At 35.4% G+C, this 22,624-nt stretch carries 16 protein-coding genes; 12 read left to right on the forward strand and 4 right to left on the reverse strand.

Going from position 1 to position 22,624, the window contains the following annotated elements; translation table 11 throughout:
- Positions 1 to 21: 21 nt before the first annotated feature.
- Positions 22 to 471, reverse strand: coding sequence for a hypothetical protein (locus tag GCQ56_RS16270; RefSeq protein ID WP_152735593.1), 450 nt, complete (start codon positions 469 to 471; stop codon positions 22 to 24).
- A 97-nt stretch (positions 472 to 568) separates the two neighbouring features.
- On the reverse strand, positions 569 to 1,690 hold the full coding sequence (locus GCQ56_RS16275; protein ID WP_152735594.1) for an AraC family transcriptional regulator: 1,122 nt from the start codon (positions 1,688 to 1,690) through the stop codon (positions 569 to 571).
- Positions 1,691 to 1,907: 217 nt separating this feature from the next.
- On the opposite strand from GCQ56_RS16275, the gene GCQ56_RS16280 reads away from it, so the two are divergent.
- The 8 genes from GCQ56_RS16280 (at position 1,908) to GCQ56_RS16315 (ending at position 13,894) form a co-directional block, all read left to right on the forward strand.
- The gene (locus GCQ56_RS16280; RefSeq protein WP_152735595.1) at positions 1,908 to 2,636 is read left to right on the forward strand and encodes a GntR family transcriptional regulator; all 729 of its coding nucleotides are present in this window, start codon (positions 1,908 to 1,910) and stop codon (positions 2,634 to 2,636) included.
- A 7-nt stretch (positions 2,637 to 2,643) separates the two neighbouring features.
- Positions 2,644 to 3,579, forward strand: a complete 936-nt coding sequence (locus tag GCQ56_RS16285) for an ROK family protein (RefSeq protein ID WP_152735596.1) — start codon at positions 2,644 to 2,646, stop codon at positions 3,577 to 3,579.
- Positions 3,580 to 3,584: 5 nt separating this feature from the next.
- Complete coding sequence (locus GCQ56_RS16290; protein WP_152735597.1) at positions 3,585 to 4,754, forward strand: sugar MFS transporter; 1,170 nt, start codon at positions 3,585 to 3,587, stop codon at positions 4,752 to 4,754.
- A 26-nt stretch (positions 4,755 to 4,780) separates the two neighbouring features.
- A complete protein-coding gene (locus GCQ56_RS16295) occupies positions 4,781 to 7,141 on the forward strand; it encodes a GH92 family glycosyl hydrolase (protein WP_152735598.1) in 2,361 nt (786 codons plus the stop codon).
- The gene (locus tag GCQ56_RS16300) at positions 7,131 to 8,423 is read left to right on the forward strand and encodes a GH36-type glycosyl hydrolase domain-containing protein (protein WP_152735599.1); all 1,293 of its coding nucleotides are present in this window, start codon (positions 7,131 to 7,133) and stop codon (positions 8,421 to 8,423) included. Before GCQ56_RS16295 ends, GCQ56_RS16300 begins: the two co-directional genes overlap by 11 nt.
- Positions 8,424 to 8,430: 7 nt before the next feature.
- Positions 8,431 to 10,194 (forward strand): class I mannose-6-phosphate isomerase, encoded by a 1,764-nt coding sequence (locus GCQ56_RS16305; protein ID WP_152735600.1) that lies wholly within the window; start codon positions 8,431 to 8,433, stop codon positions 10,192 to 10,194.
- A gap of 26 nt (positions 10,195 to 10,220) precedes the next feature.
- The gene (locus GCQ56_RS16310; RefSeq protein WP_152735601.1) at positions 10,221 to 13,352 is read left to right on the forward strand and encodes a GH92 family glycosyl hydrolase; all 3,132 of its coding nucleotides are present in this window, start codon (positions 10,221 to 10,223) and stop codon (positions 13,350 to 13,352) included.
- A 98-nt stretch (positions 13,353 to 13,450) separates the two neighbouring features.
- Positions 13,451 to 13,894 carry a C-GCAxxG-C-C family protein gene (locus tag GCQ56_RS16315; RefSeq protein ID WP_193323815.1) on the forward strand — a complete coding sequence of 148 codons (444 nt, stop codon included), beginning with the start codon at positions 13,451 to 13,453 and terminating at the stop codon, positions 13,892 to 13,894.
- A gap of 49 nt (positions 13,895 to 13,943) precedes the next feature.
- Here GCQ56_RS16315 and GCQ56_RS16320 read toward each other — a convergent pair whose 3' ends face one another.
- Together GCQ56_RS16320 and GCQ56_RS16325 are read right to left on the reverse strand one after the other, a co-directional pair.
- Positions 13,944 to 14,777: a class I SAM-dependent methyltransferase gene (locus GCQ56_RS16320; RefSeq protein WP_193323816.1), complete on the reverse strand. Its 834-nt coding sequence runs from the start codon at positions 14,775 to 14,777 to the stop codon at positions 13,944 to 13,946.
- Between the two features lie 292 nt (positions 14,778 to 15,069).
- On the reverse strand, positions 15,070 to 16,764 hold the full coding sequence (locus GCQ56_RS16325; RefSeq protein ID WP_152735604.1) for a Na/Pi cotransporter family protein: 1,695 nt from the start codon (positions 16,762 to 16,764) through the stop codon (positions 15,070 to 15,072).
- A gap of 445 nt (positions 16,765 to 17,209) precedes the next feature.
- Between GCQ56_RS16325 and GCQ56_RS16330 the strand changes: the two genes are divergently transcribed.
- The 4 genes from GCQ56_RS16330 (at position 17,210) to atpC (ending at position 22,569) form a co-directional block, all read left to right on the forward strand.
- On the forward strand, positions 17,210 to 19,630 hold the full coding sequence (locus tag GCQ56_RS16330; RefSeq protein ID WP_152735605.1) for an RND family transporter: 2,421 nt from the start codon (positions 17,210 to 17,212) through the stop codon (positions 19,628 to 19,630).
- A gap of 54 nt (positions 19,631 to 19,684) precedes the next feature.
- A complete protein-coding gene (locus tag GCQ56_RS16335) occupies positions 19,685 to 20,659 on the forward strand; it encodes a polyprenyl synthetase family protein (RefSeq protein ID WP_152735606.1) in 975 nt (324 codons plus the stop codon).
- 93 nt (positions 20,660 to 20,752) lie between these two features.
- Positions 20,753 to 22,264 carry a F0F1 ATP synthase subunit beta gene (gene atpD, locus GCQ56_RS16340; RefSeq protein ID WP_152735607.1) on the forward strand — a complete coding sequence of 504 codons (1,512 nt, stop codon included), beginning with the start codon at positions 20,753 to 20,755 and terminating at the stop codon, positions 22,262 to 22,264.
- Positions 22,265 to 22,329: 65 nt separating this feature from the next.
- Positions 22,330 to 22,569 carry an ATP synthase F1 subunit epsilon gene (gene atpC / locus GCQ56_RS16345; RefSeq protein WP_152735608.1) on the forward strand — a complete coding sequence of 80 codons (240 nt, stop codon included), beginning with the start codon at positions 22,330 to 22,332 and terminating at the stop codon, positions 22,567 to 22,569.
- Positions 22,570 to 22,624: the final 55 nt, after the last annotated feature.

Genomic DNA, 22,624 nt, shown 5'->3' on the forward strand with positions numbered 1-22,624 from the left:
TAAAATTAAGGGAGAATAGAATTAGCGAAATTGATTTTTCTTGCGAAATATCATGTTTACTCGGTAAGTTCCAGTACCGCCTTCAATAGTGTTAAAAATATCATCAACATTATCTTTCTCGTGAAGCGAATTACTTACCTGACTGGAGTTGTAGGCATTTACAAACTCAAATCCAAGTTTCGACATGGAATTCAATAAATCAGTTTGATTTCTAACCTTAAGCTTATCGCCGTCTTGTAATAAGTTCTCCAATTTTTGTAATTGAGGTTTGTAAGTGGATTTCTTGTAATCGATCATGATACCAATACCGCCAAGCAGTTTGGTGTTTTGCGAGGTGATGATTACGTACTCTGGAAATTCTTCGATAGAAACACTACTGGATTTTACGACAGAAAGTTTCTGGGCAGATCCTTCCACTGCCATGCATGCGATAAGTGCAATTACTGCTACTAATAAAATAAGTTGTCTCATTTTTTCTCCTTTTTAAGTTTGATATCTGCAAAGGAGATGAGAAATTTTTTGGATGTATTCCGAAATAGTGAAACTGCTCTTCGGATTTCTGAAAAGACTACTGAATTCCTAAATTTGAATTTTTTAAAAACTGTAATGGTGTGATATTCAGTTCATTTTTAAAAGCACTGTAAAATGAACTATTGCTGTTAAAACCTGCTTCAAAACCAATTCCTTCCATGTTTAAATGTTCAGAATTTTTATTTTTCAGAAGATTTTTAGCTTCCTCAACGCGATATCTATTTATAAATCGGTTGAAATTTTCGTTACAAATACTATTGATACTTCCTGAAACAAGACGTGGATGTTCTCCAATTTTATCTGCAATATGAACAATTGTCAATTCGCAATTTAAATACAGTTTTTCCTCTTCTAAAAGTTCTTTAATTTTACCTACGACCTGATTTTGTTTATCATTTTTATCATCAAAAGATAAAATTTTAGAAGTGATTTTTTCTTTGATGACAACATTGTTTTCATCGCTTACAAGATTAATCGAATTTTGCTGAAGTAAGCCGTTGTATGCAATCCAGAATGTGATAAATAATCCAAATAATGATATTAGTAAATCAGCAATAAATCCATCTAGAAAGATTTCAACAAGGGCGGAAAGTACAAATAATAGTATGATTGATAGAATGGCAATATTTAACCATTTCAACTCCCTGTTTTCTATTGAACTGTATTGGTTTTTAATCAATCTTGAATGTTTTCTAACCTTTCTAAAGATTAGAGCTATTAGTATCAAGCCAAATAAAAGTCCAATCAATTCAAATAAAGCATAAGCAAGTGAATCTTCAATTGCTTTTTTCATTTGTAAGGGTAGAAGGTATTTACCAATATTTAAAATAAAATCTATAGCGCCAGGAATTAAAAGAAAGTAACTTGATTTTTGAGTTTTTTCGATAGATATTCTTTCAACATATAAATATAATAGAGTAGGCAGTAGCCATAAAAAATTGAAATTGAGAATGTTTAAGTAAGGATTTTTAATGTATGCATTAAAGAAATCGAATATCTCGGATAAGGCACTTAAACCGGATACAACAAGAAAAATACCTAACAATTGTAATGAATTTTTCTTTCGTCTATTTATGATTAGAAGAAATAAGCCAACCGATATGGCTTGCCACATATCAATAGTATCGAGTAAAAGAAAAAATATCTTATCTAATTCCATGTTATATCCTTCAGTGATTAAGCTATAAAGTTAAAGTTTTCCTTAAGACTGTAGTATGTTACTAAATACGCAGGTTAAGATACGTGTGAGTTAATCTTTGGTTGTCATTAATTGTTAATTATGATGATCCTTACGTGATATTAAATATTATTAAGGCAAGATGTATAGATATATAAAAAATATTGCCTAATTTTACATGTTCAAACATATGCACAAAATGGAATTGAAGATAGATCACAATAGCCCTTTACCACTTCACGCACAGGTGGAAACACTTGTAAGGAAAATGATTGAATTGCCTGAATATAAGAATGGTGGATTTCTACCAAAGGAAGTAGATTTAGCAAAACGATTGGGAATTTCCCGAAATACACTTCGACAAGCTACTAACAAACTGGAATATGAAGGATTGTTGATACGCAAGAAAGGTATCGGTACTAAAGTTGCAGAAAAGGGAATTACTACGAATTTGGACAACTGGCAAAGTTTCACTCAGGAAATGACAGAACAAGGAGTTGATTTCGTGAACTTTTTGATAGAAGCTAAGTGGGTAAGTGTGAATGAGAAAATAGCTAAGTTTTTTGGTATTAGCGAAGGTGAAAAAATACTTTGTTTATCTAGATTGAGAGGATTTACAGATGGTCCTTTTGTATTTTTTGAAAGTTATTTTCACCCAAGAATTGGTTTGACTGGAGAGGAAGATTTTACTAAACCACTTTATGGTATTCTGGAGAATAAATACAATGTAGTCCCATCTATTTCTAAGGAAGAAATAAAAGCAAAACTAGCTTCCAAGATTACGGCTGATCGATTACAGATAAAGAAAGGCGATCCAATTTTGGTACGTGAAAGATATGTTTCAGATCCTGGAAACAGACCCTTGGAATACAACATAGGTTTTTACATCGCTGAAAAATTCACCTATTCTATAACCATTACAAGATAAATCGAACATGAAAAATCAGATTTCCATTGGAATCGATGTTGGCGGAAGTCATATTAGTTGTGCAGCTTATGATTTGGAAAAAAATCAGCTTATTCCTAAAAGTATTTCTCATATTTCATTGAACAATCAAGGAACTAGAGACGAAATTATAAATGCTTTTACATTATTAATTCAAACGTGTTTTGCTAAAGTTGAATTTGACCAATTAAGGGGAATAGGTATTGCCATGCCTGGTCCATTCGATTATGTGAATGGAGTAGGACTATTTACTGGAGAGAATGCTAAATTCCAGAAATTAAATGAGGTAAATCTGAGATCTGCGATCCAAAATAGTTTGGAAATTAATGATCTACCTATTCGATTTATAAATGACGCTACTGCATTTGCTATAGGTGAATATTTCTTAGGGAAACTCACTGCCAGTAAGCAAACATTAGCAATTACTTTAGGAACTGGTTTAGGCTCTGCTTTTTTATCAGATGGAATTCCGGTAATAGTTGAAGATTCAGTGCCTGAAAACGGATGTATTTGGCACCTACCGTTTGAAGATGGTATTGCTGATGATTATTTTTCTACCAGAGGCTTGCTAAACCGATATTTTGAACAAAGCGGGAAGAAGTTGAATGGTGTAAAGGAGATGGCAGAATTGGCTAAGGAGCATTCTGATGCAAGAGAATTGTTTGAAGATTTTGGTAAAAAATTGGCAATGTTCCTTGCTCCATGGATCAAAAGTTTTCAGGTGGAGGCGATTGTTTTTGGAGGTAACATTTCAAAGGCATCTAATTTATTTAACCAAGCAATGATTGAACAGTTACAAAAGGATGGTTTAACAGTTAATATTCACTATTCTGAATTGCAAGAATCAGCTGCATTTGTAGGAGGAGCACAATTAATAAATGAAGATTTTTGGAATCAAGTGAAACATCAACTAAAATATATGTAGTTCTTATGAAAGCATCAAAAACTAAATTTATTCTTCCTGTATTACTATCTTTTTTTGTGGTCAGTTTTGTTGATTTGGTAGGGACGGGAGTGGATGAATTAAAGCAAAACTCAAATACGCCAGAATACTTGTTACAATTAATTCCTTTCGTGGCATTTATTTGGTTTTTTTTATTGTCTGTTCCATCTGGAATCTGGCAGGCAAAAATTGGAAAAAAAAGAGTCTTAAATGTGGCTATTCTTTTAACAGCAATTGGTTTATTTGTGCCTATTTTAGGAAATAATCTACCAGTTATTCTAGTAGCATTTTCTTTGTTAGGGATTGGAAATACGATTATGCAAGTTGCTGCAAATCCATTATTGATAGATGTAGTACCCGATGATAGAGCATCTAGCTACTTAAGTTTCTCCCAGTTCATGAAATCACTTGGCTCGATGATTGGACCTTTTGTTGCGGCAGTTGTTGGTCCATTTTTGGCACATCTATTTGGTTACGAGGGAGCAGGAACATGGCGATTTGGTTTGTACCTTTTTGGTATAATTTCTTTGTTATCATTCTTTTGGCTAACTATTACTAAAATAGAAGAGAAATCAGAAAATCAGGAAAAAGTATCCATTTTATCATGTTTTAAATTATTATCGATTCGATACATAGCCTTAATGGTGTTGGGAATTTTTGCGGTAGTAGGTATTGATGTAGCTTTAAATTCGAATATAGGTACATTTTTACATTTAAAACTTGGGATAGGAGAAGAGGCGGCAAAGTATGGAAAGTCAGTTTACTTTTTTGCGAAAATGATTGGAACATTTGCAGGAGCAATTATTTTAATGAAGTGGGATCCTAAAAAGATTCTTGGCATCTCTAGTATTTTGGCAATTGTTGCTGTGATTGCATTAAGTATTACTTCCAATGAAATTGCAGCATGGATTTTCGTTGGACTAATTAGTTTAGGAGTTTCTAATATTTTTCCTCTGATTTATTCGCTGGCTGTTGGGAATTATCCGAATCGTTCTAACGAAATTTCCGGATTAATGATGATGGCTATATCTGGTGGTGCATTCTTTCCATTTTTAGTTAGATTGTCAATGGAATTTAACCTTAATGGAGGTCTTTGGCTAATCTTAGCATTATTAATTTACATACTCTTTTTAGTGAGAATATCACCTGGAAAATAGTTGAGTTTAATTTAAAGTTGATACAAATGCAAAAAATCATATGTTCAAACATTAGAACAATAAATCAATTTATTTTTATCTTATTGATTCTATCTTTCAGTGCATGCTCTTCAAAAGAGGATTTGGTAAAATATGTAGATCCAAATATTGGAACCGCTCATAGCAGATGGTTCTTTTATACACCAGCAGCTCTTCCATTCGGAATGGCAAAAGCTGCACCAAGCACAAATGGTCATTATGGAAATAAATCGGGATGGGAAGCAGTTGGTTATGATGATCGTCACGAATCTATTGAAGGGTTTGCAAATGTTCATGAATTTCAGTTAGGCGGAATTGTTTTAATGCCAACTTCTGGAAAGTTGATTACAACACCAGGAAAGTTAGAGACTCCAGATGCAGGTTATCGTTCCAGATTTAAAAAGGAAACTGAATATGCTGAACCAGGATATTACAAGGTTGATTTGACCGATTACGATATAACTGCAGAGTTAACGGCTACCAAACGAGTTGCAATGCATCAATACACTTATCCGGCTAACCAACAGGCAAATTTGTTATTTGATATTGGAAATCAGCAAGGAGAAAGCGGTAAGGTTGTAAATTCAGCAGTAAAAAGAATTGATGATTTTACTGTGGAAGGTTGGGTAGAAACTGTACCGGAATATGTGAAAAAATATCAAAAAGGCTCAACAGTATCGATGTACTTTGTTGCTAAGCTGAACAAGGCAATTGAAAATTATGGAGCGTTTCGAGGCGATTCAATTTTTAATAATCAATCAGAAATAAGTGGAAAAGGAGCAGGTTTGTACTTGTCATTCTTACCATCGAAAAAGGAAGTGGTAGAGGTTCAAGTGGCTCTTTCGTATACTTCAGTACAGAATGCGTACGAAAACCTGAAAGCTGAAGGGAAGTCATTTGCATTAGTAAAAAAAGAGGCAAATCAAATTTGGAATACTGAATTGAATAAGGTTTTGGTTAAAGGAGAATCTGAAATAGATAAAACGAAATTTTATACGGCTCTTTATCACGCGTTACTTGGAAGAGGTTTGGCTAACGATGTGAATGGAGCCTATCCTAAAAATGATGGCACCATTGGTCAGCTTCCATTAAACGCAGATGGAACCCCACAATTCAATTTTTACAACACGGATGCAGTTTGGGGAGCATTTTGGAATCTCACTCAGCTTTGGACTTTGGCTTGGCCCGAATACTATAACGATTTTGTGCAGACTCATTTGCAAGTTTATAAAGATACAGGTTGGTTTAGTGATGGTTTGGCGAATAGCCGATATGTTTCTGGTGTTGGTACCAATTACGTAGGATTAATTATAGCATCAGCTTATAACTGCGGTATTAGAAATTATGATATCGATTTAGCCTTTGAGGCGGCATTAGGTAATGAATTGGCATGGGAAAACCGTCCTTTAGGTGCTGGAAAAATGGATGTGAAAAGTTTTGTTACGACAGGATTTATTCCGCATAAAGAAGAATGGGGAGATATACCGGAAGCAAGTGCTTTTTCAGCTTCTCACGTTTTGGAATATTCATTTTCGGCAAATGCTGTGGCTCAATTTGCTAAAAAATTGAATATGACAAAGGAAGCGAATCAATTAGCAAAACTTTCTAACAGTTGGGAAAATATTTTTGATCCTTCTATCGGATTTATTTGTCCGAAATATGAAAATGGAGAATTCATCTCAAATTTTGATCCTATGGAGCCATGGAGAGGTTTTCAGGAAGGAAACTCGTGGCAATATAGTTTCTATGTGCCTCATAATGTCGAGAAATTAGTTGGAAAAATTGGACAGGAAAATTTCAATAAAAGATTGGATTCCATATTTATTGAATCGCGAAAGAATGCTTTTGGTGGAGGAAAAGAGATTAATGCATTTGCAGGTGTAAAAACCATTTACAATCATGGCAATCAGCCTAGCTTACATATTCCCTGGTTGTACAATTTCTCAGGGGAACCAGAAAAAACTCAATTCTGGACAAGAACTATTTGTAATGAGTTTTATGGATCAGATCCAATTCATGGATATGGTTACGGACAAGATGAGGACCAGGGACAATTGGGAGCCTGGTACGTAATGGCATCTATTGGTTTGTTTGATGTAGCTGGTTTAACCGCAGAAAATCCAAGCATGCAAATAGGAAGTCCTGCCTTCGATGAAATTAAAATCAAACTAAATCCTGATTACTATTTGGGTAAAGAAATTCTAATCAACGTGAATGATAATTCTCCGGAAAACCTGTTGATCAGGTCAGCAAAACTAAACGGTGAAAAGTTGGATAAACTTGAAGTTTCTTTTCAGGATTTAGTAGATGGAGCAAGAATAGAGATTGAAAAAAAATCAATGAAAAATTTATATAAAAATGAGAAATAGTTTAATCATTCTAGCAATGTCGATACTACTGTTTGGATGCAAACCACATTCAAAAATCAGTGATGAATTGAAAACATCGATTCAGACAAATGAGAGTTTTGATTTTGTGAAAAAGAAAGCATTGGAAATTGTGAAAACAGGTTTTAATGCTGGCGATGGATATGGTGAAGTTTGGATTCGCGATTACAATACATTTATTGAACTTTCGGCTGAAGTGTACCCAACAAAATCACTTAAAGAAAATTTGAGAGTGTTTTTTCGCCTGCAGGGAGAGGATGGAAATATTATTGATGGATTTATTCCAAAGGAAAAAGCTGTTGATGTTGAGGGGGGATATACCTACATCTATAACGATTTGGAATCAACTTATTGCGGGCATAAAAATACGGTAGAAACTGATCATGAAACATCATTAGTACAGGCTGTTTACAAGTATGTTTTGAAAACGGGAGATAAAGAATTTCTGAATGAAAAAATTGGAGATAAAACCGTTGCTGATCGCATGGAATGGGCAATGGAATTTCTATTAAATCACCGTTGGGATAAGAAACATGGAATGATTTGGGGAGCAACAACTTCCGATTGGGGCGACGTGCAACATTGCCATCCTTGGGGTGTTTATATTACCGAGAATACGAAGTATTGCCTTGATATTTACGACAATGCAATGTTTTTAATTGCCATTGATAATTTAATGGAATTGGACCCATCAAAGAAAGAAAAATGGCAGTTGATTCGAAACGATCTTGCAAAAAACACAATGAAATACCTTTGGGATAATGAAAATCAGAAATTTATTCCTCATGTTTATTTAGATGGATCTCCATTTCCTGAGTCCTTTAACGAAAATGAAATTTTCTATCATGGAGGAACAGCTGTAGCTATTGAAGCCGGCTTGTTGAATAAAGATCAGGTGAAAATTTCTTTGGATAAGATGATTGCCAATGTAAAAGCTTCAGGAGCTGGATCAATAGGATTAACGATGTATCCTCCATATCCTGAAGGTTCTTTTGAAAATAAAGGAATGTATCCTTACGGATATCAAAATGGTGGTGACTGGACCTGGTTTGGAGCCAGAATGATTCAGCAATTGGTAAAATTTGGTTTTGTAAAGGAAGCCTACGAACAATTACAACCAATGACCAATAGAGTTGTTGTTAATGATGGTTTTTACGAGTGGTATACGGTAAAAAATGAACCAACAGGTTCGGGCACTTTCAGAGGATCGGCAGGTGTGTTGTATAAGGCAATTGTAATGTTAGAAGATGCAGTTGAAAAATAATAGGGCGATGGAGAACAGAAGAAAATCAGATCAATATTTACTTCCACTTCAGAGAAGTGAGTCGGAAAAAGGAAAATACGATTTGTATCCATCTTTGCAGATGGAAGATGGGAAGATAAGTGTTGGATTTGTGCAGCTTGCAAAGGAATTGCAAAATGAAAAATTCATCATTATTGATGGATATGTTGGTGTTTTTTACGATCAGATTAAAGAACAATTAGATGCGCAATTTGAAATATTAGGGAAGAAAGTTAATTGGGTAAATGCTGCATCGGCAATGAAACCTGAGTCTGAAATTGATAAGTTAATAGAACCATTTTTAGGAGGTGATAATCCAATTTTTGGAACCAAAGCAAGTATTTCCTTATCGGATTTCTTTGAGCAGCAAAAACTGGAAAGTTTAGATCAAAATGCTAGTACAGATATCAATATCATTTATGGTCCCGGAGCTTCTCTAAGCAAATGGAAGGGTAAGTTAGTTTATATTGATTTGCCAAAGAATGAGCTGCAATTTAGAGCTCGTGCGCAAAGCATTACCAATTTGGGAGCTAGTACACCATTTGAAGGTAAACCTATGTACAAACGCTTCTATTTTGTCGATTGGATCGTTCTGAACGAACACAAACAAACTCTTCTTCCAAAAATCGATTTTGTTTTAGATGAACAACGTTTGGATGTGATAACCTGGATGAGGGGAGATGACTTACGGGAAGGCTTGCGAAAAATGGCATACAATATTTTCCGTGTTCGTCCTTGGTTCGAGCCAGGTGCCTGGGGAGGTCAATGGGTAATGGATAAAATTGATGGCTTGAATAAGGATGTTGTCAATTATGCCTGGTCGTTTGAGTTGATTGTGCCCGAAAATGGTTTGTTATTCGAGAGTAGTGGTAATTTATTGGAAGTCTCTTTTGATTGCATCATGTTTCAGGAAACCGAGGCGGTAATGGGAAAACATTCAGAGCAATTTGGTTTTGAATTTCCAATTCGATTCGACTTTTTGGATACTTTTGATGGAGGAAATCTTTCCATCCAATGTCATCCACAGCCAGAGTACATCAAAGAACATTTTGGTGAAAGCTTCACACAAGAAGAAACGTACTACATATTAGATGCTGGTAGGGATGCCAAATGTTATTTGGGTTTTCAGGAAGATATTGATCCGAAAGTATTCGAAGCAGATTTACAATATAGTTTCCAGAACAAAAAGGAAATTGATATCACCAAGCATGTACAAATTCATGATTCGAATAAGCACGATTTGTTCTTAATTCCCCCGGGAACCATTCATGGTTCAGGAACCGACAATTTAGTGTTGGAAATCAGTACAACGCCATACATTTTCACCTTTAAAATGTACGATTGGCTGCGTGTTGATTTTGATGGGAAACCTCGCCCGATAAACGTAGAGCGTGGAATGGAAAATCTGAATTTCGACAGAAAAGGGCAGTATGTGAAAGACAAATTAATAGCTCATCCATATCTGTTAAATGAAGGGGCTGGTTGGAAACAATTTCATTTGCCAACCCACAATAAGCATACTTACGACGTGCACAGGTATCACTTAAATACAGAAGTTAATATCGATACCGAAAACCGATGCAATGTTCTTTCTTTAGTGGAAGGGAAAAGTATTATTGTAGAAACGGAAAATGGGATGCGACAGCGATTTAATTATGCTGAAACTTTCGTAATTCCTGCCGCTGCCGGATCTTATAAAATTATCAATGAATCCAATGAAGAAATAAGGGTTGTTAAAGCATTCATGAAATAAATCCAGATCTTTAAATATCCCATAAAATGAAAAAAAATACATTTCTATTCTTATTATTCCTTTTGGCAATTACTTCTTGCACACAGAAAAGTAAAGTGATATGGCAAATTGGTAAGAATGACAATTCGGGTGATGAATTCGCTTTGTCGAACAATGAGTATCAGCATTACATAGCCAATGATTTTGGTTGGGAAGACAAGTATTTTCTGATTGGAACATCAGATGAAAAGAAGGATTGGCCATATATTATTCCTGGAATAAGTGACACTTGGGGAGGTACTTGGGGAACATCCGGATGGAGATCAAGCACCTTAAATATTTTGTTTGGAATAGATCAACTTTCTACTGCGGGAGAGTGGAAATTGATCATTGATATTTTAGATTGCAATCCGGCTGATTTACCTCTTTTTAAGGTATCTGTAAATGGAAATTCATGGAAGTATAGACTTCCTGTGATTAATTCGAATTCAAAAATCGAAAACTCACCCAAAGATTCATCTGAATATCTGATTGAAATACGAATTCCAAGTCAGTTAATAAAAAAAGGAGGAAACGAGATTTCTTTATCAACAATTGAAGGTTCGTGGTTAAAATTCGATCAAATTAAGTTGGAAGGACCTGGGAATGTTGAACTTTGCAATGAAAATTCAATTCACTTACGTGATGTTTCGGCTGCTGACTATGAGATAGAATTGGATGGAAATTCTTATCAGGCATTAATTGTTGATATTGAGCATTTATCTGGTAAACCAGAACTGAAAGTATTGCTTGATGGAAAAAATATCTTTTCCGAAACAGTTGAAAAGGGAAGATATATTTTTGAAGCACCAATGCCATCGGTTTCTTCAGATGTAACTAGCAAATACGAAATTTTAGCTGATGATGTGATAATTGAATCGGGTGAAATTCTTCGAGAGCATTGTGATACCATTACACCAGCAGAATATGTTGATACGAAAATGGGAACGGGTCATTCCCGTTGGATGATTGCTCCCGGACCTTGGATGCCATTTAGTATGGTAAAATTGAGCCCGGATAATCAGAACGCTGCCTGGCAAGGTGGATATGAGCCTAATTTTGAGTCGATAGGCTGTTTTAGTCATATCCATGAATGGACTGTTGCTGGTTTGGGAATTATGCCTACTAATGGTCCTTTGCAAATAAAAGTGGGAGATGAGAAAGATCCGGATAGTGGCTACAGATCGAGAATTGACAAAGCCACGGAGAAAGCACCAATCGGATATTACAGCGTTGAATTGACGGATTATAATATTTTGGCAGAGCTTACATCTACTACGCGTTGTGGATTTCAGCGATATACATTTCCTGATTCTTTAGAGAATAGAATTTTGATCGATTTGCAAATTCCTTGCGAATACACTTATCAAAACAAAGAAATAGAAATCAAGCAGGTTAGCGATACCCGAATCGAAGGATTTTCTCATCAGTTAACCGAAAATACCTGGGCGGGAGGAATCGATCAGGAGTATAAAATTTTCTTTGTAATTGAATTTGATCAGCCGATAGTAAAAAGTAGTGCATGGATTGATGATGCAATTTTGGAATCAACAAAAATCCGTTGTAAGAACCCGAAAGATGCAGGGTACTTTGTCGAGTTTGCTAAGCAAGAAAATAATCAGGTACAAGTTCGTACGGGAATTTCCTATGTCAGTATAGCAAATGCTTCAGAGAATTTAAAGAAAGAGATTGCTGATCCTTTTGACTGGAGTTTTGATGCAGTAAGAGCTTATCATGTTTCGGAATGGAATAAATTAATTGGTAGAGTTAAGATATCTAGTAATGATAAGAGTGAGAAAAAGCGTTTTTACAATGCCATGTATCGTTCTATTTGTAGTCGAAATATTTTCTCCGATGTAAATGGACAATGGCGAGATGCAGATGAAAAAATCAGACAATTAGAAGATCCTTCGTCACCTGCTTTAGGTTGTGATGCTTTCTGGAATACCTTTTGGAATTTGAACCAATTTTGGAATTTGGTTACACCGGAATGGAGTAATCGTTGGGTAAAATCACAATTGGCAATGTACGATGCCAATGGTTGGTTGGCTAAAGGTCCTGCAGCAATGGAATATGTTCCGGTGATGGTGGCAGAACACGAGATTCCTTTGATTGTTGGTGCCTACCAAATGGGAATTCGAGATTATAATGTCAAAAAAGCATATGAAGCGGTAAGGAAAATGCAGACAACTCCTGCTCGAAAAGTTGGTGGTGGTTTTGCTGGAAACCGCGATTTACTTACCTACTTAAAACATGGCTATGTACCTTACGATAAAGGACGTTTTTCCAATTCTCTTGAATATTCATTTGATGATTGGACGGTTTCTCAATTTGCCAAGGCTCTGGGGAAAATGTCTGATCATAAGAAATTTTTGAAACGTGGTTATTACTGGAAAAATATCATCGATAAAGATATGGGCTATGCTCGTATGAAAGATTCCAGGGGAAATTGGGCTAAAGATTTTGATCCATATAAATCAGGTGCCAATCATCATTATGTTGAAGGTAATGCCTGGCAGTTGACCTATTTTGTGCCACAAGATGTACCTGCTTTGGCAGAACAGATTGGAAAAGATCGATTTATTAAACGTTTGGATTGGGGATTTAAAGAGAGTGACAAAACCCGTTTTAATGGAATGAACGATCAATATTGGAACTATCCAGTCATTCAGGGAAATCAACAATCGATGCATTTTGCATTTCTTTTTAATTGGGTTGGGAAACCTTGGCTAACTCAAAAGTGGAGTAGAGCCATTATGGATAGATATTATGGACATGGTGTATCAAATGCTTATTTGGGTGATGAAGATCAAGGACAAATGAGTGCTTGGTTCGTAATGGCTTCTTTAGGATTGTTTCAAACAGATGGAGGCTGCAGTACAGAGCCTGTTTATGAAATTGCCAGTCCACTATACGAAAAAGTTGAAATTAATCTTGGGAATCGGTTTGGTAGAGGTGAAAAATTTGTGATAGAAACAAAGAATGCCTCTCGATTGAATAAATACGTTCAATCAGCTAAGCTAAATGGGAAGATTTTACAAGACTTTAAATTCCCGACAAGCGAATTGCTAAAAGGAGGAAAGTTAGAGTTGGAAATGGGTGCAAAACCTAATAATAACTGGGGAATAGTAAAGAAGTAAATAGTAAGAAGTTTGGATATAAAAGCTCACCTTTGGGTGAGCTTTTTTCAATTAGGAATATGATTATCTTTATTGTCAATTAATTACAGATGTATCAGATGAAAGAAATAGAAGAAAAAGCCATTTATTCGTTTTACAATGGGATGAATTGCGCTCAATCTGTATTGACAGCTTATGCAGATCATTTGAAATTTGATCCGGAAATGGCTTTGTTCGTATCGGCTGGCTTTGGTGGCGGTATTGGAAAAATGCAGAAGACTTGTGGCGCTGTTACCGGATCGTTTATGGTTTTGGGAATTAGCAATTCTAAGAAGCATTTAGAAAATATAGATGCTAGGAATGCAACGAATGAAATGATCCAAAAATTTACTGTTGATTTCACAGCATTACATGGATCATTGGACTGTAAGGCACTTTTAAATTGTGATTTTACAACAGAAGCAGGAGAGAAGCAGTTTAAGGATTTGGATCTGAAAAAGAACATTTGCTCTAAATGTATTTCAGACTCAATTAAACTGATTGAGGAATTGGTTAATAAATAATGGTTTAAATAAAAAATCCCCATCCGTATGGATGAGGATATTTAAATTTTTATCCGGTTATTACAAAACTAATGTTATCTCCTAACCAACAACCTCCTTCGGGTAGGACCTTGTCAGAGCTTTTCAGGATCTTGAATCCGTTGTCATGAAGCATTTTTTCTATATCATTCATGGTAAAATAATGAGTCCAAAATCGAAATGTTTTGGGCATTGTATTTTCCTGAATTAAAATATGTTGAAACAATAACACTTGTTTTTCTGGATAATGAAATGGTTCCGATAAGCATAAGTATGGTTCAGGACTCCAAAAGCCTTGTTGTGCTGTTTCCCAATTTTTAACTCCAATCTTTTGATCAAGATTGCGTTCATTGTTAAAGTCAAAAGCAAATACACCTCCTGGTTTAAGAGCTTTCTTAATTTTTGACAATAACAATTCTTGTTCTGCAGGTAGTAAAATGCAAAAATCAGTATAAATTAAAATTACCAGGTCAAACTGGTTTTCGTATTCGATTTCCAAATAATTTTGACAGATATAATCGATGTCAAATTCTTTTATTTTCGCTTGTTCTTTTGCATAACGAATCGAGTTCTCAGAAAAATCAATTCCTGTAATTTTGTGTCCACGTATGTGTAATTCCTCAACATAAAGCCCAGGACCACAACCTAAATCAAGTACATCTAGTCCAGAGCCTGATGAATAATCAAGAATCCAATTTAATGTGGCTTGAATAGAATCAGGTTTTCTACTAGCCAAATTTATCTCAGGATTTAAGTGAATCTCTAGTAAATTCTTTGAAATGTATGGATCAGTCCACATCTGATCTGTTCCTTTTTCGTGTACTTTGGGGCGATTACTTGTAGTTATAATATTGTTAATATTCATATCTATTACATTTGAATGCAACAATTCCATTGCATTTATTCTTAAAAAATAATTAGAATTTTAAATGAATTGGGGGCGCACAATAAAGTGCACACCAATGTTGTTTGGTGAGTTTCCAATTAACTTTTCAGGTTGAATAGTTGTTTTTGATATGATATTAAAGAGCCATAAGTGCCACAAAATTAAAGATTTTTAGTTGTAAACAAATTTATGTGCTAAAATTTAAAAATTGAGACAAAAAAAAGTCCTCACAATTTGTGAGGACTTCATATAAAGGTTTCTGAGTTTTCAATTATTCCTTGATCTCATTAATTGCTTCACTTACATTGATACAGTAATCACCGATTTTTTCACATTCAGAGAACATATCGTTGTAAATAATACCAGCTTGATACTTGTATTTGTTTTCTTCAACATTTGCCAAGTGTTCAGTTTTAAGAGCTGTTCTGTAATCATTAATTTCACGCTCAATTTCCCACGCTTTTTTAATTCTTACTTCCGAAAACTCCATTTTGGTATTTTCATGCATCACATCAAGAGCTTGATCAACATGCTCAAACATTTTGTTGATATTATCTCTCAATTCCTGAGGGAACCATGCTTTTTGCTCACGTTTTCTCTTCATTGCTTTAGCCAGGTTCAGAGTAGAATCACCAACACTTTCGATATCACTTACCATTTTAAAGTAAGCACGAACACGTTCCGAATTTTCAGTACTTAAGCGAGTTTCAGAAACAGAGGTAAGGAAATTTGCAATTTCAATTTCCATATCATCACTTTCATCTTCTCGTTGAGAAATTTTATCGAATAACTTATTGAAAGATTTATCGTTGGTTTCGTTGAAGGCTTGCTTAGTATAGCTAAACATTTTCTTAGTACTCTTCACATAAGTGCTAATTTCCTGTTTAGCCAGGAAAAGCGATGCTTCTGGAGTTGAAAGTGTTCCTGTTTTAATGTGCTGAAGTTTAAATTCTTCTTCAGTATCTTCTTTTACCGGTACCAGTTTGGTTACTACTTTTACAATTAGATTGGCAAACCAAATCATAATCACAACATTAAGAATGTTGAATCCTGTATGGAATAAGGATAAGGTTACAGGTACAGCAGCTGCATCTGTAAAAGCATTTCCTTGTCCAAAGAAATTTTGACTAACCCAGGCTACCGCTTCAAGGAAATAAGGTAATAATAATAGCATCCAAAATACCCCAATAGTATTAAAAATAAGGTGAGCTCTTGCAGCTCTTTTGGCTGAAGTATTGGCAATCATTGCCGCAAGGTTTGCAGTAATAGTTGTTCCAATGTTCTCACCAAGAACCATAGCAGCCGCCATTTCAAAACTAATCCATCCACTATTACACATTACCAAGGTAAGCGCCATTGTAGCCGATGAAGATTGAATTAAGATGGTAAGTAATGTACCAATACCCATAAATAAAATGGTAGAGGCAAATCCCATATCAGTATAACTAGTCAAGAAATTTAAAATCTCTGGGTTACTCTTAATGTCAGGCATCGAGGTTTTCAGGAACTGCAAGCCAATAAATAGCAATGCAAAACCCATGATCAATTCACCCCAATTCTTTCTCGAACGATTTTGAGAAAATAAGAATGGTAATCCCATTCCAATAAGAGGAAGTGAAATAGCACTCATACTCACTTTAAATCCAAGAATAGAGATTAACCAGGCAGTAACAGTCGTACCAATATTGGCACCCATAATAACGCCTACTGATTCTACCAGCGAAAGCAATCCAGCATTCACAAAACTAACAACCATTACAGTTGTTGCTGATGAAGATTGAATTAATGCGGTGATCAAAACTCCTGTAAAAACACCTTTTACACGGTTTGATGTCATTGCAGCAAGAATACTTCTCATCTTGTCGCCTGCAACTTTTTGAAGAGCCTCACTCATTAGTTTCATTCCGTATAGGAAAAGTCCCAGGGAACCAATGAGTCTTAAAATATCGGCTAATCCGTAATCCATAATTGACTAATTTAGTTTGTTTTCAATCGATTAGTTTGATAAGGTGGGCAAAAATAGAATTTTTTCAATGTAAATTCAATGTAAAGAGAAAGAAAAGTAAAAGTTAAGGCATTAATTAGATTCTTTCGTTTTAATATTTTTTAACATTAAGGTACTGATCAATTAATCAGGAGGTTAAGAGTGCTTGAGATTTAAGATAAAACTGGTTGAAAATTATTATTTAACCATAATGCTTGAATGGGAACTGAAGAAATTTGTGGATTAGGAATTAATTTCTTAAAAGTCAGATCATTTGGTGCTTTTTCCGTATTTTTAATTCATTGGCTTAAAAATTGATATTGAAGAATAGTTAGGTGTAACTTACATCTTTTGAAAAGATGATATTAAGTCGTATTTTCGCCGAAATCTAATTTAAAATCATACCTACTTAGCAGGATACTAGAATATGTGGAATAGAATTGCAGGATTAATTCTTAGGAATAGAATATTACTTTTAGTGATAATTGGGCTGGTTACTTCTTTCATGGCGTATAAGGCACAATTTGTGGAGATGTCATATCAGTATGCAGCACTTCTTCCCGATGATGATCCAGCCTCTGTTGAGTATGAAAAATTCAAGAGTACATTCGGTCAGGAAGGAAATGTGATGTTCTTCGCAGTGCAAGATCCCGATTTCTATGAACTTGAAAAGTTCAACGATTGGATTGCACTAGGAGATAGTCTACATGCATTAGATGGTATTGATGCAGTAGTTTCCTTAGCACACACCTGGAATATCAATAAGAATAAAAAATTGAAGCGATTCGAGTTTGAACCTATTTTTCCCAATCATCTCGACTCACAAAAACAGTTAGATAGCTTAGCTAAAATAGCGGAATCTTTACCGTTTTATCATGGTTCTTTAATCAATAAAGAGACCAATACCTTCTTGATGGCAATTACGGTAAATTCCAAAATCATCAATTCGAAGGCTCGTGAGCCGATGGTTGCTAAAGTTCGGGAAATCACCGATAAGTTTACAGCCAAGCACAGTTTGGATATGAAATATTCTGGTTTGCCGTACATTCGTGTGGTGACTGCCCAAATGATTAAGGGCGAGATGAATATGTTTATTTATTTGTCATTGTTGGTTACGGCAATTATTCTTTTCATGTTCTTTCGATCGTTTAAAGTGGTTTTCTTTTGCATGCTTGTTGTCGGATTAAGTGTGATATGGGCTGTAGGATCCATGGTTTTATTCGACTACAAAATAACTTTGCTTACTGCAATGTTACCGCCATTGTTAGTTGTAATCGGAATTCCAAACTCGGTATTTCTAATAAATAAGTATCATGGTGAATATATTCGTCATAACAATAAGATAAAAGCACTGCAGAGAGTGGTAGCTAAAATTGGAAATGCAACTTTCCTGACCAATTTGACTACCGCATCAGGTTTTGCAACTTTTATTGTGACTTCCAGTCAGATATTGAAAGAATTTGGAGTGATTGCAGCATTAAACATCATGGTTGTTTTTATGCTTTCCTTGCTTTTAATTCCTATTATTTTTAGTTTCTTAAATCCACCTGATGATAAGGCTACTAAGCACTTGGATAACAAACTTACTGTATGGTTTGTAGGACGATTGGAAAAAATCGTATTGAATCATCGTAGTTTGGTTTATGCCGTTGCAATTACTTTATTGGTTTTAGGAGGTTTTGGTATCAGTAAAATAAAAAGCACTGGTTATATGGTGGACGATCTGCCTCATGACAATGTGATCTTTCAGGATTTGAAGTTTTTCGAAAAAAATATGGATGGAATCATGCCATTAGAGGTAATGATTGAAACCAAGAAGAAAGCTGCTGTTTTAAAATCATCTACTCTAAAGCGCCTAAATAAATTAAACGATTCATTAAGAGCTTATCCGGAAATATCATCCTCGGTATCGGTTGTTGAAGCTGCAAAATTTGCCAACCAAGCCTATTTTAACGGGAAAGAAAAATACTATAAGTTACCAAGTAGTCAAACTCAAAATATTATCCTTTCGTATTTGGCTAAAGCCGATACGGGTGAAGATTCAAAAGTATTGGAGACCTTTGTGGATTCCACTCAAAGTTTAACTCGTATGAGTTTTAGAATGAAGGATATTGGTACAACTCGTATGGCGGAGATGGAGCAGAAAATTTTGGGACATGTTCATGATATTTTTCCAGATAACAAATACAATGTTCAGGTGACTGGATCAAGCATCATCTTTTTTAAAGGAACAAAATATCTGATAAAGAACCTGTTTTTGAGTTTAGCTTTAGCAATTTTCTTAATAGCCTCGTTTATGGCTTGGATGTTTTCTTCAAAGAGAATGGTTGTGGTAGCTTTAATTCCTAACCTGTTACCATTGGTTGTTACGGCTGCTCTTATGGGATTTTTTGGTATTCCTATCAAAGCGTCAACGATTTTGGTTTTTAGTATTGCCTTTGGTATTTCCGTTGATGATACGATTCATTATCTGGCAAAATATCGTCAGGAGCTAAAAGCTACCAATTGGAGTATTCGTTCTTCGGTAGTATTGGCACTTCGCGAAACAGGGCAGAGTATGATGTACACTTCTATCATCTTGTTCTTTGGTTTCAGCATTTTTGCATTATCAGAGTTTGGAGGAACGGTTTCATTGGGAGTTCTGGTTTCATTAACCTTATTGTCGGCTATGCTTTCAAATTTGGTCTTGTTGCCATCATTATTGCTTACACTAGAGAAATTAATTACCAACCGTTCGTTTAAAGAACCATTGTTGCAGATTTTCGATGAAGAGGAAGATATCGAATTGGATGATCTTAGAATTGCAACATTCGAAAACAAAGACGAAAAAGAAACAGCAGTGAACTAATTTTTTATATTTTAGTGAGCTGAAAATTAGATGCACACTAAACTGAATTTTAACATGCATAGTTTTAAAGAGCTTCAGGAAATCGTTCAAAAAGAAATTGATGGATTGGAGTTTGCTACACCACCCGAAGGTCTTTTCGAACCCATGAAATATATTCTGGGAATTGGAGGGAAACGACTTCGTCCAATTTTGGTACTATTAAGTGCTAACTTATTCAAAGAAGATCTGTCAAAAGTTTGTTTGCCAGCAATCGGAATAGAGGTTTTTCACAACTTTACTTTATTGCACGACGATGTAATGGACAATGCTCCTATTCGTCGTAACAAGCCAACCGTTCACGAACATTGGAATAGTAACGTTGCCATTCTTTCTGGTGATGCGATGTCTATTAAAGCCTATCAATACATTGTAAGTTGCGAAGATAGACACTTACGTGATGTGTTGACCGTTTTTAATCAAACAGCATTAGAGGTTTGTGAAGGTCAGCAGTTCGATATGGAATTTGAGGAACGAAAAGATGTGAAGGTTGAGGAATATTTGGAGATGATTCGTTTAAAAACTGCGGTATTATTAGGTGGTAGCTTAAAAATGGGTGCAGTAATGGGTGATGCAGATTCGAAAGATTCAGATCTATTGTATCATTTTGGAGTGAATTTAGGGATGGCTTTTCAATTGCAAGACGATTTGTTGGATGTTTTTGGAGAGGAAGCTGTTTTTGGAAAGAAAATTGGTGGCGATATCTTATCAAATAAGAAAACCTTTTTATTGATTAAAGCATTCGAGACAGCAACAGGAGAGACTAAAGAAGAATTAAATTCCTGGATTGAATTGGAGAATTTTAATCCTGAAGAAAAGATTGAAAAAGTTAAGGCTATTTACGAAAAATTGAATGTTCGTGATTTCTCTCAACAGAGAATTGACGAGTACTTTTCTCTTTGTTTGGAATATCTCGATAAAGTGAATGTACCTGCCGAAAAGAAAAAGGAATTGTACACTCTTGTTAAGCGATTGGTAAATAGATCCGTTTAAGAATGTTAAAATTTAGGATATGATACTCCTTTATTGGCAAAAAATTTTAAATTTGTCTTCACGCTATATTAATGATCCAAAAAATTAATGTAAATGTCACAAAATACAGGCAAAATTGTACAGGTTATTGGACCTGTAATCGATGTAAGTTTTGAGAAGGAAGGTTCTAAACTTCCTGAGATTTACGATTCATTAGAAGTCGTAAGAGAAGGTGATAGTAATATTGTTGTTGAGTGTCAACAGCACATTGGAGAGAACACAGTTCGTGCTATTGCAATGGACTCGACCGATGGATTACGCCGCGGGATGGATGTAATTTCAACCGGATCTCCTATCGTTATGCCAGCCGGAGATAAAATCAAGGGTAGACTTCTTAACGTAGTAGGTGAAACTATCGACGGAATTGGACCAGTTGATAAAGAAGGTGGATATCCTATTCACAGAACACCACCGGCATTTGATCAGTTAAGTACTGAATCGGAAGTATTTTTCACAGGTATTAAAGTTATCGACCTGATCGAGCCTTATGCAAAAGGTGGTAAGATTGGTTTGTTCGGTGGTGCCGGTGTAGGTAAAACAGTACTGATTCAGGAGTTGATCAACAATATTGCAATTGGTCAGGATGGTCTTTCAGTATTTGCCGGTGTAGGTGAACGTACTCGTGAGGGTAACGATTTGCTTCGTGAGATGATTGAATCGAAAGTAATTCGTTATGGTGACGAATTTGAAGAAGACATGGAAAAAGGTGGTTGGGATCTTTCTAAAGTGGATAAAGATGCTTTGGATAAATCACAGGTATCTCTTGTTTTCGGTCAGATGAATGAACCACCAGGAGCACGTGCTCGTGTAGCATTATCAGGATTAACAGTAGCAGAAAGTTTACGTGACGGTGATGAAAAATCAGGTGGTCGCGATATTCTTTTCTTCGTAGATAATATTTTCCGTTTTACGCAGGCAGGTTCTGAGGTATCGGCGCTATTGGGTCGTATGCCATCAGCGGTAGGTTACCAGCCAACTCTTTCAACAGAGATGGGTGTCATGCAAGAGCGTATTACTTCAACTAAACGTGGTTCTATTACATCAGTACAGGCGGTTTATGTACCTGCTGATGACTTGACAGACCCTGCGCCAGCAACAACATTTGCTCACTTGGATGCAACTACGGTATTGAATCGTAAGATTGCTGAGTTGGGAATTTATCCTGCGGTAGATCCATTGGATTCAACTTCTCGTATTTTGACTCCGGATGTAGTAGGTGAAGCTCACTATACATGTGCACAAAATGTGAAAGAGATTCTTCAGCGTTACAAAGAATTGCAGGATATCATTGCAATTTTGGGTATGGAAGAACTTTCTGAGGAAGACAAGTTGGTTGTACACCGTGCTCGTCGTGTTCAGAGATTCTTGTCACAGCCATTCCATGTAGCAGAACAGTTTACCGGATTAACAGGATGTTTGGTGTCAATTGAAGATACGATCAAAGGATTTAACATGATTATGGATGGTGAAGTGGATAAATATCCTGAAGCTGCCTTTAACCTTGTTGGTACCATTGAAGAGGCTATTGAGAAAGGTGAGAAACTTTTAGCTGAGGCTGAAGCTTAAAACCAATTATTAATTATTAATGAAAAATGTGATGGCGCATTAGTCATTAAATAGTAAACATTAATATGCATTTAGAAATAGTAACACCGGAAAAAAGCCTTTATTCAGGAGAAGTTGTTTTGGTACAACTCCCAGGTAAAGATGGATCTTTCGAAATACTGAAAAATCACGCTCCAATTGTTTCTACTTTAGAAAAAGGAACAATTAAATTAAGACCTGTAGAAGGAGATGATGTTTTTTTTGAAGTCAACGGAGGTGTTGTTGAATGTAAGAAAAATGTAATCTCAGTATTAGCAGACAATTAGTTTTAACTAATATATTTTAAGCCCCGGATAGATCATCCGGGGTTTCTTTTTGCAT

The organism is Marinifilum sp. N1E240 (assembly GCF_009295825.1).
GTDB classification, from domain to species: Bacteria; Bacteroidota; Bacteroidia; order Bacteroidales; family Marinifilaceae; genus Marinifilum_A; species Marinifilum_A sediminis.

Bases quoted from the DNA above. Each gene is read 5' to 3' on its own strand.
- GCQ56_RS16285 (WP_152735596.1), top strand. From the start codon at position 2,644: ATGAAAAATCAGATTTCCATTGGAATCGATGTTGGCGGAAGTCATATT.
- GCQ56_RS16310 (WP_152735601.1), top strand. From the start codon at position 10,221: ATGAAAAAAAATACATTTCTATTCTTATTATTCCTTTTGGCAATTACT.
- GCQ56_RS16305 (WP_152735600.1), top strand. From the start codon at position 8,431: ATGGAGAACAGAAGAAAATCAGATCAATATTTACTTCCACTTCAGAGA.
- GCQ56_RS16270 (WP_152735593.1), bottom strand. From the start codon at position 471: ATGAGACAACTTATTTTATTAGTAGCAGTAATTGCACTTATCGCATGC.
- GCQ56_RS16330 (WP_152735605.1), top strand. From the start codon at position 17,210: ATGTGGAATAGAATTGCAGGATTAATTCTTAGGAATAGAATATTACTT.
- GCQ56_RS16290 (WP_152735597.1), top strand. From the start codon at position 3,585: ATGAAAGCATCAAAAACTAAATTTATTCTTCCTGTATTACTATCTTTT.
- GCQ56_RS16315 (WP_193323815.1), top strand. From the start codon at position 13,451: ATGAAAGAAATAGAAGAAAAAGCCATTTATTCGTTTTACAATGGGATG.
- GCQ56_RS16325 (WP_152735604.1), bottom strand. From the start codon at position 16,764: ATGGATTACGGATTAGCCGATATTTTAAGACTCATTGGTTCCCTGGGA.
- GCQ56_RS16300 (WP_152735599.1), top strand. From the start codon at position 7,131: ATGAGAAATAGTTTAATCATTCTAGCAATGTCGATACTACTGTTTGGA.
- GCQ56_RS16320 (WP_193323816.1), bottom strand. From the start codon at position 14,777: ATGAATATTAACAATATTATAACTACAAGTAATCGCCCCAAAGTACAC.
- GCQ56_RS16280 (WP_152735595.1), top strand. From the start codon at position 1,908: ATGGAATTGAAGATAGATCACAATAGCCCTTTACCACTTCACGCACAG.
- GCQ56_RS16295 (WP_152735598.1), top strand. From the start codon at position 4,781: ATGCAAAAAATCATATGTTCAAACATTAGAACAATAAATCAATTTATT.
- GCQ56_RS16275 (WP_152735594.1), bottom strand. From the start codon at position 1,690: ATGGAATTAGATAAGATATTTTTTCTTTTACTCGATACTATTGATATG.
- atpD (WP_152735607.1), top strand. From the start codon at position 20,753: ATGTCACAAAATACAGGCAAAATTGTACAGGTTATTGGACCTGTAATC.
- atpC (WP_152735608.1), top strand. From the start codon at position 22,330: ATGCATTTAGAAATAGTAACACCGGAAAAAAGCCTTTATTCAGGAGAA.
- GCQ56_RS16335 (WP_152735606.1), top strand. From the start codon at position 19,685: ATGCATAGTTTTAAAGAGCTTCAGGAAATCGTTCAAAAAGAAATTGAT.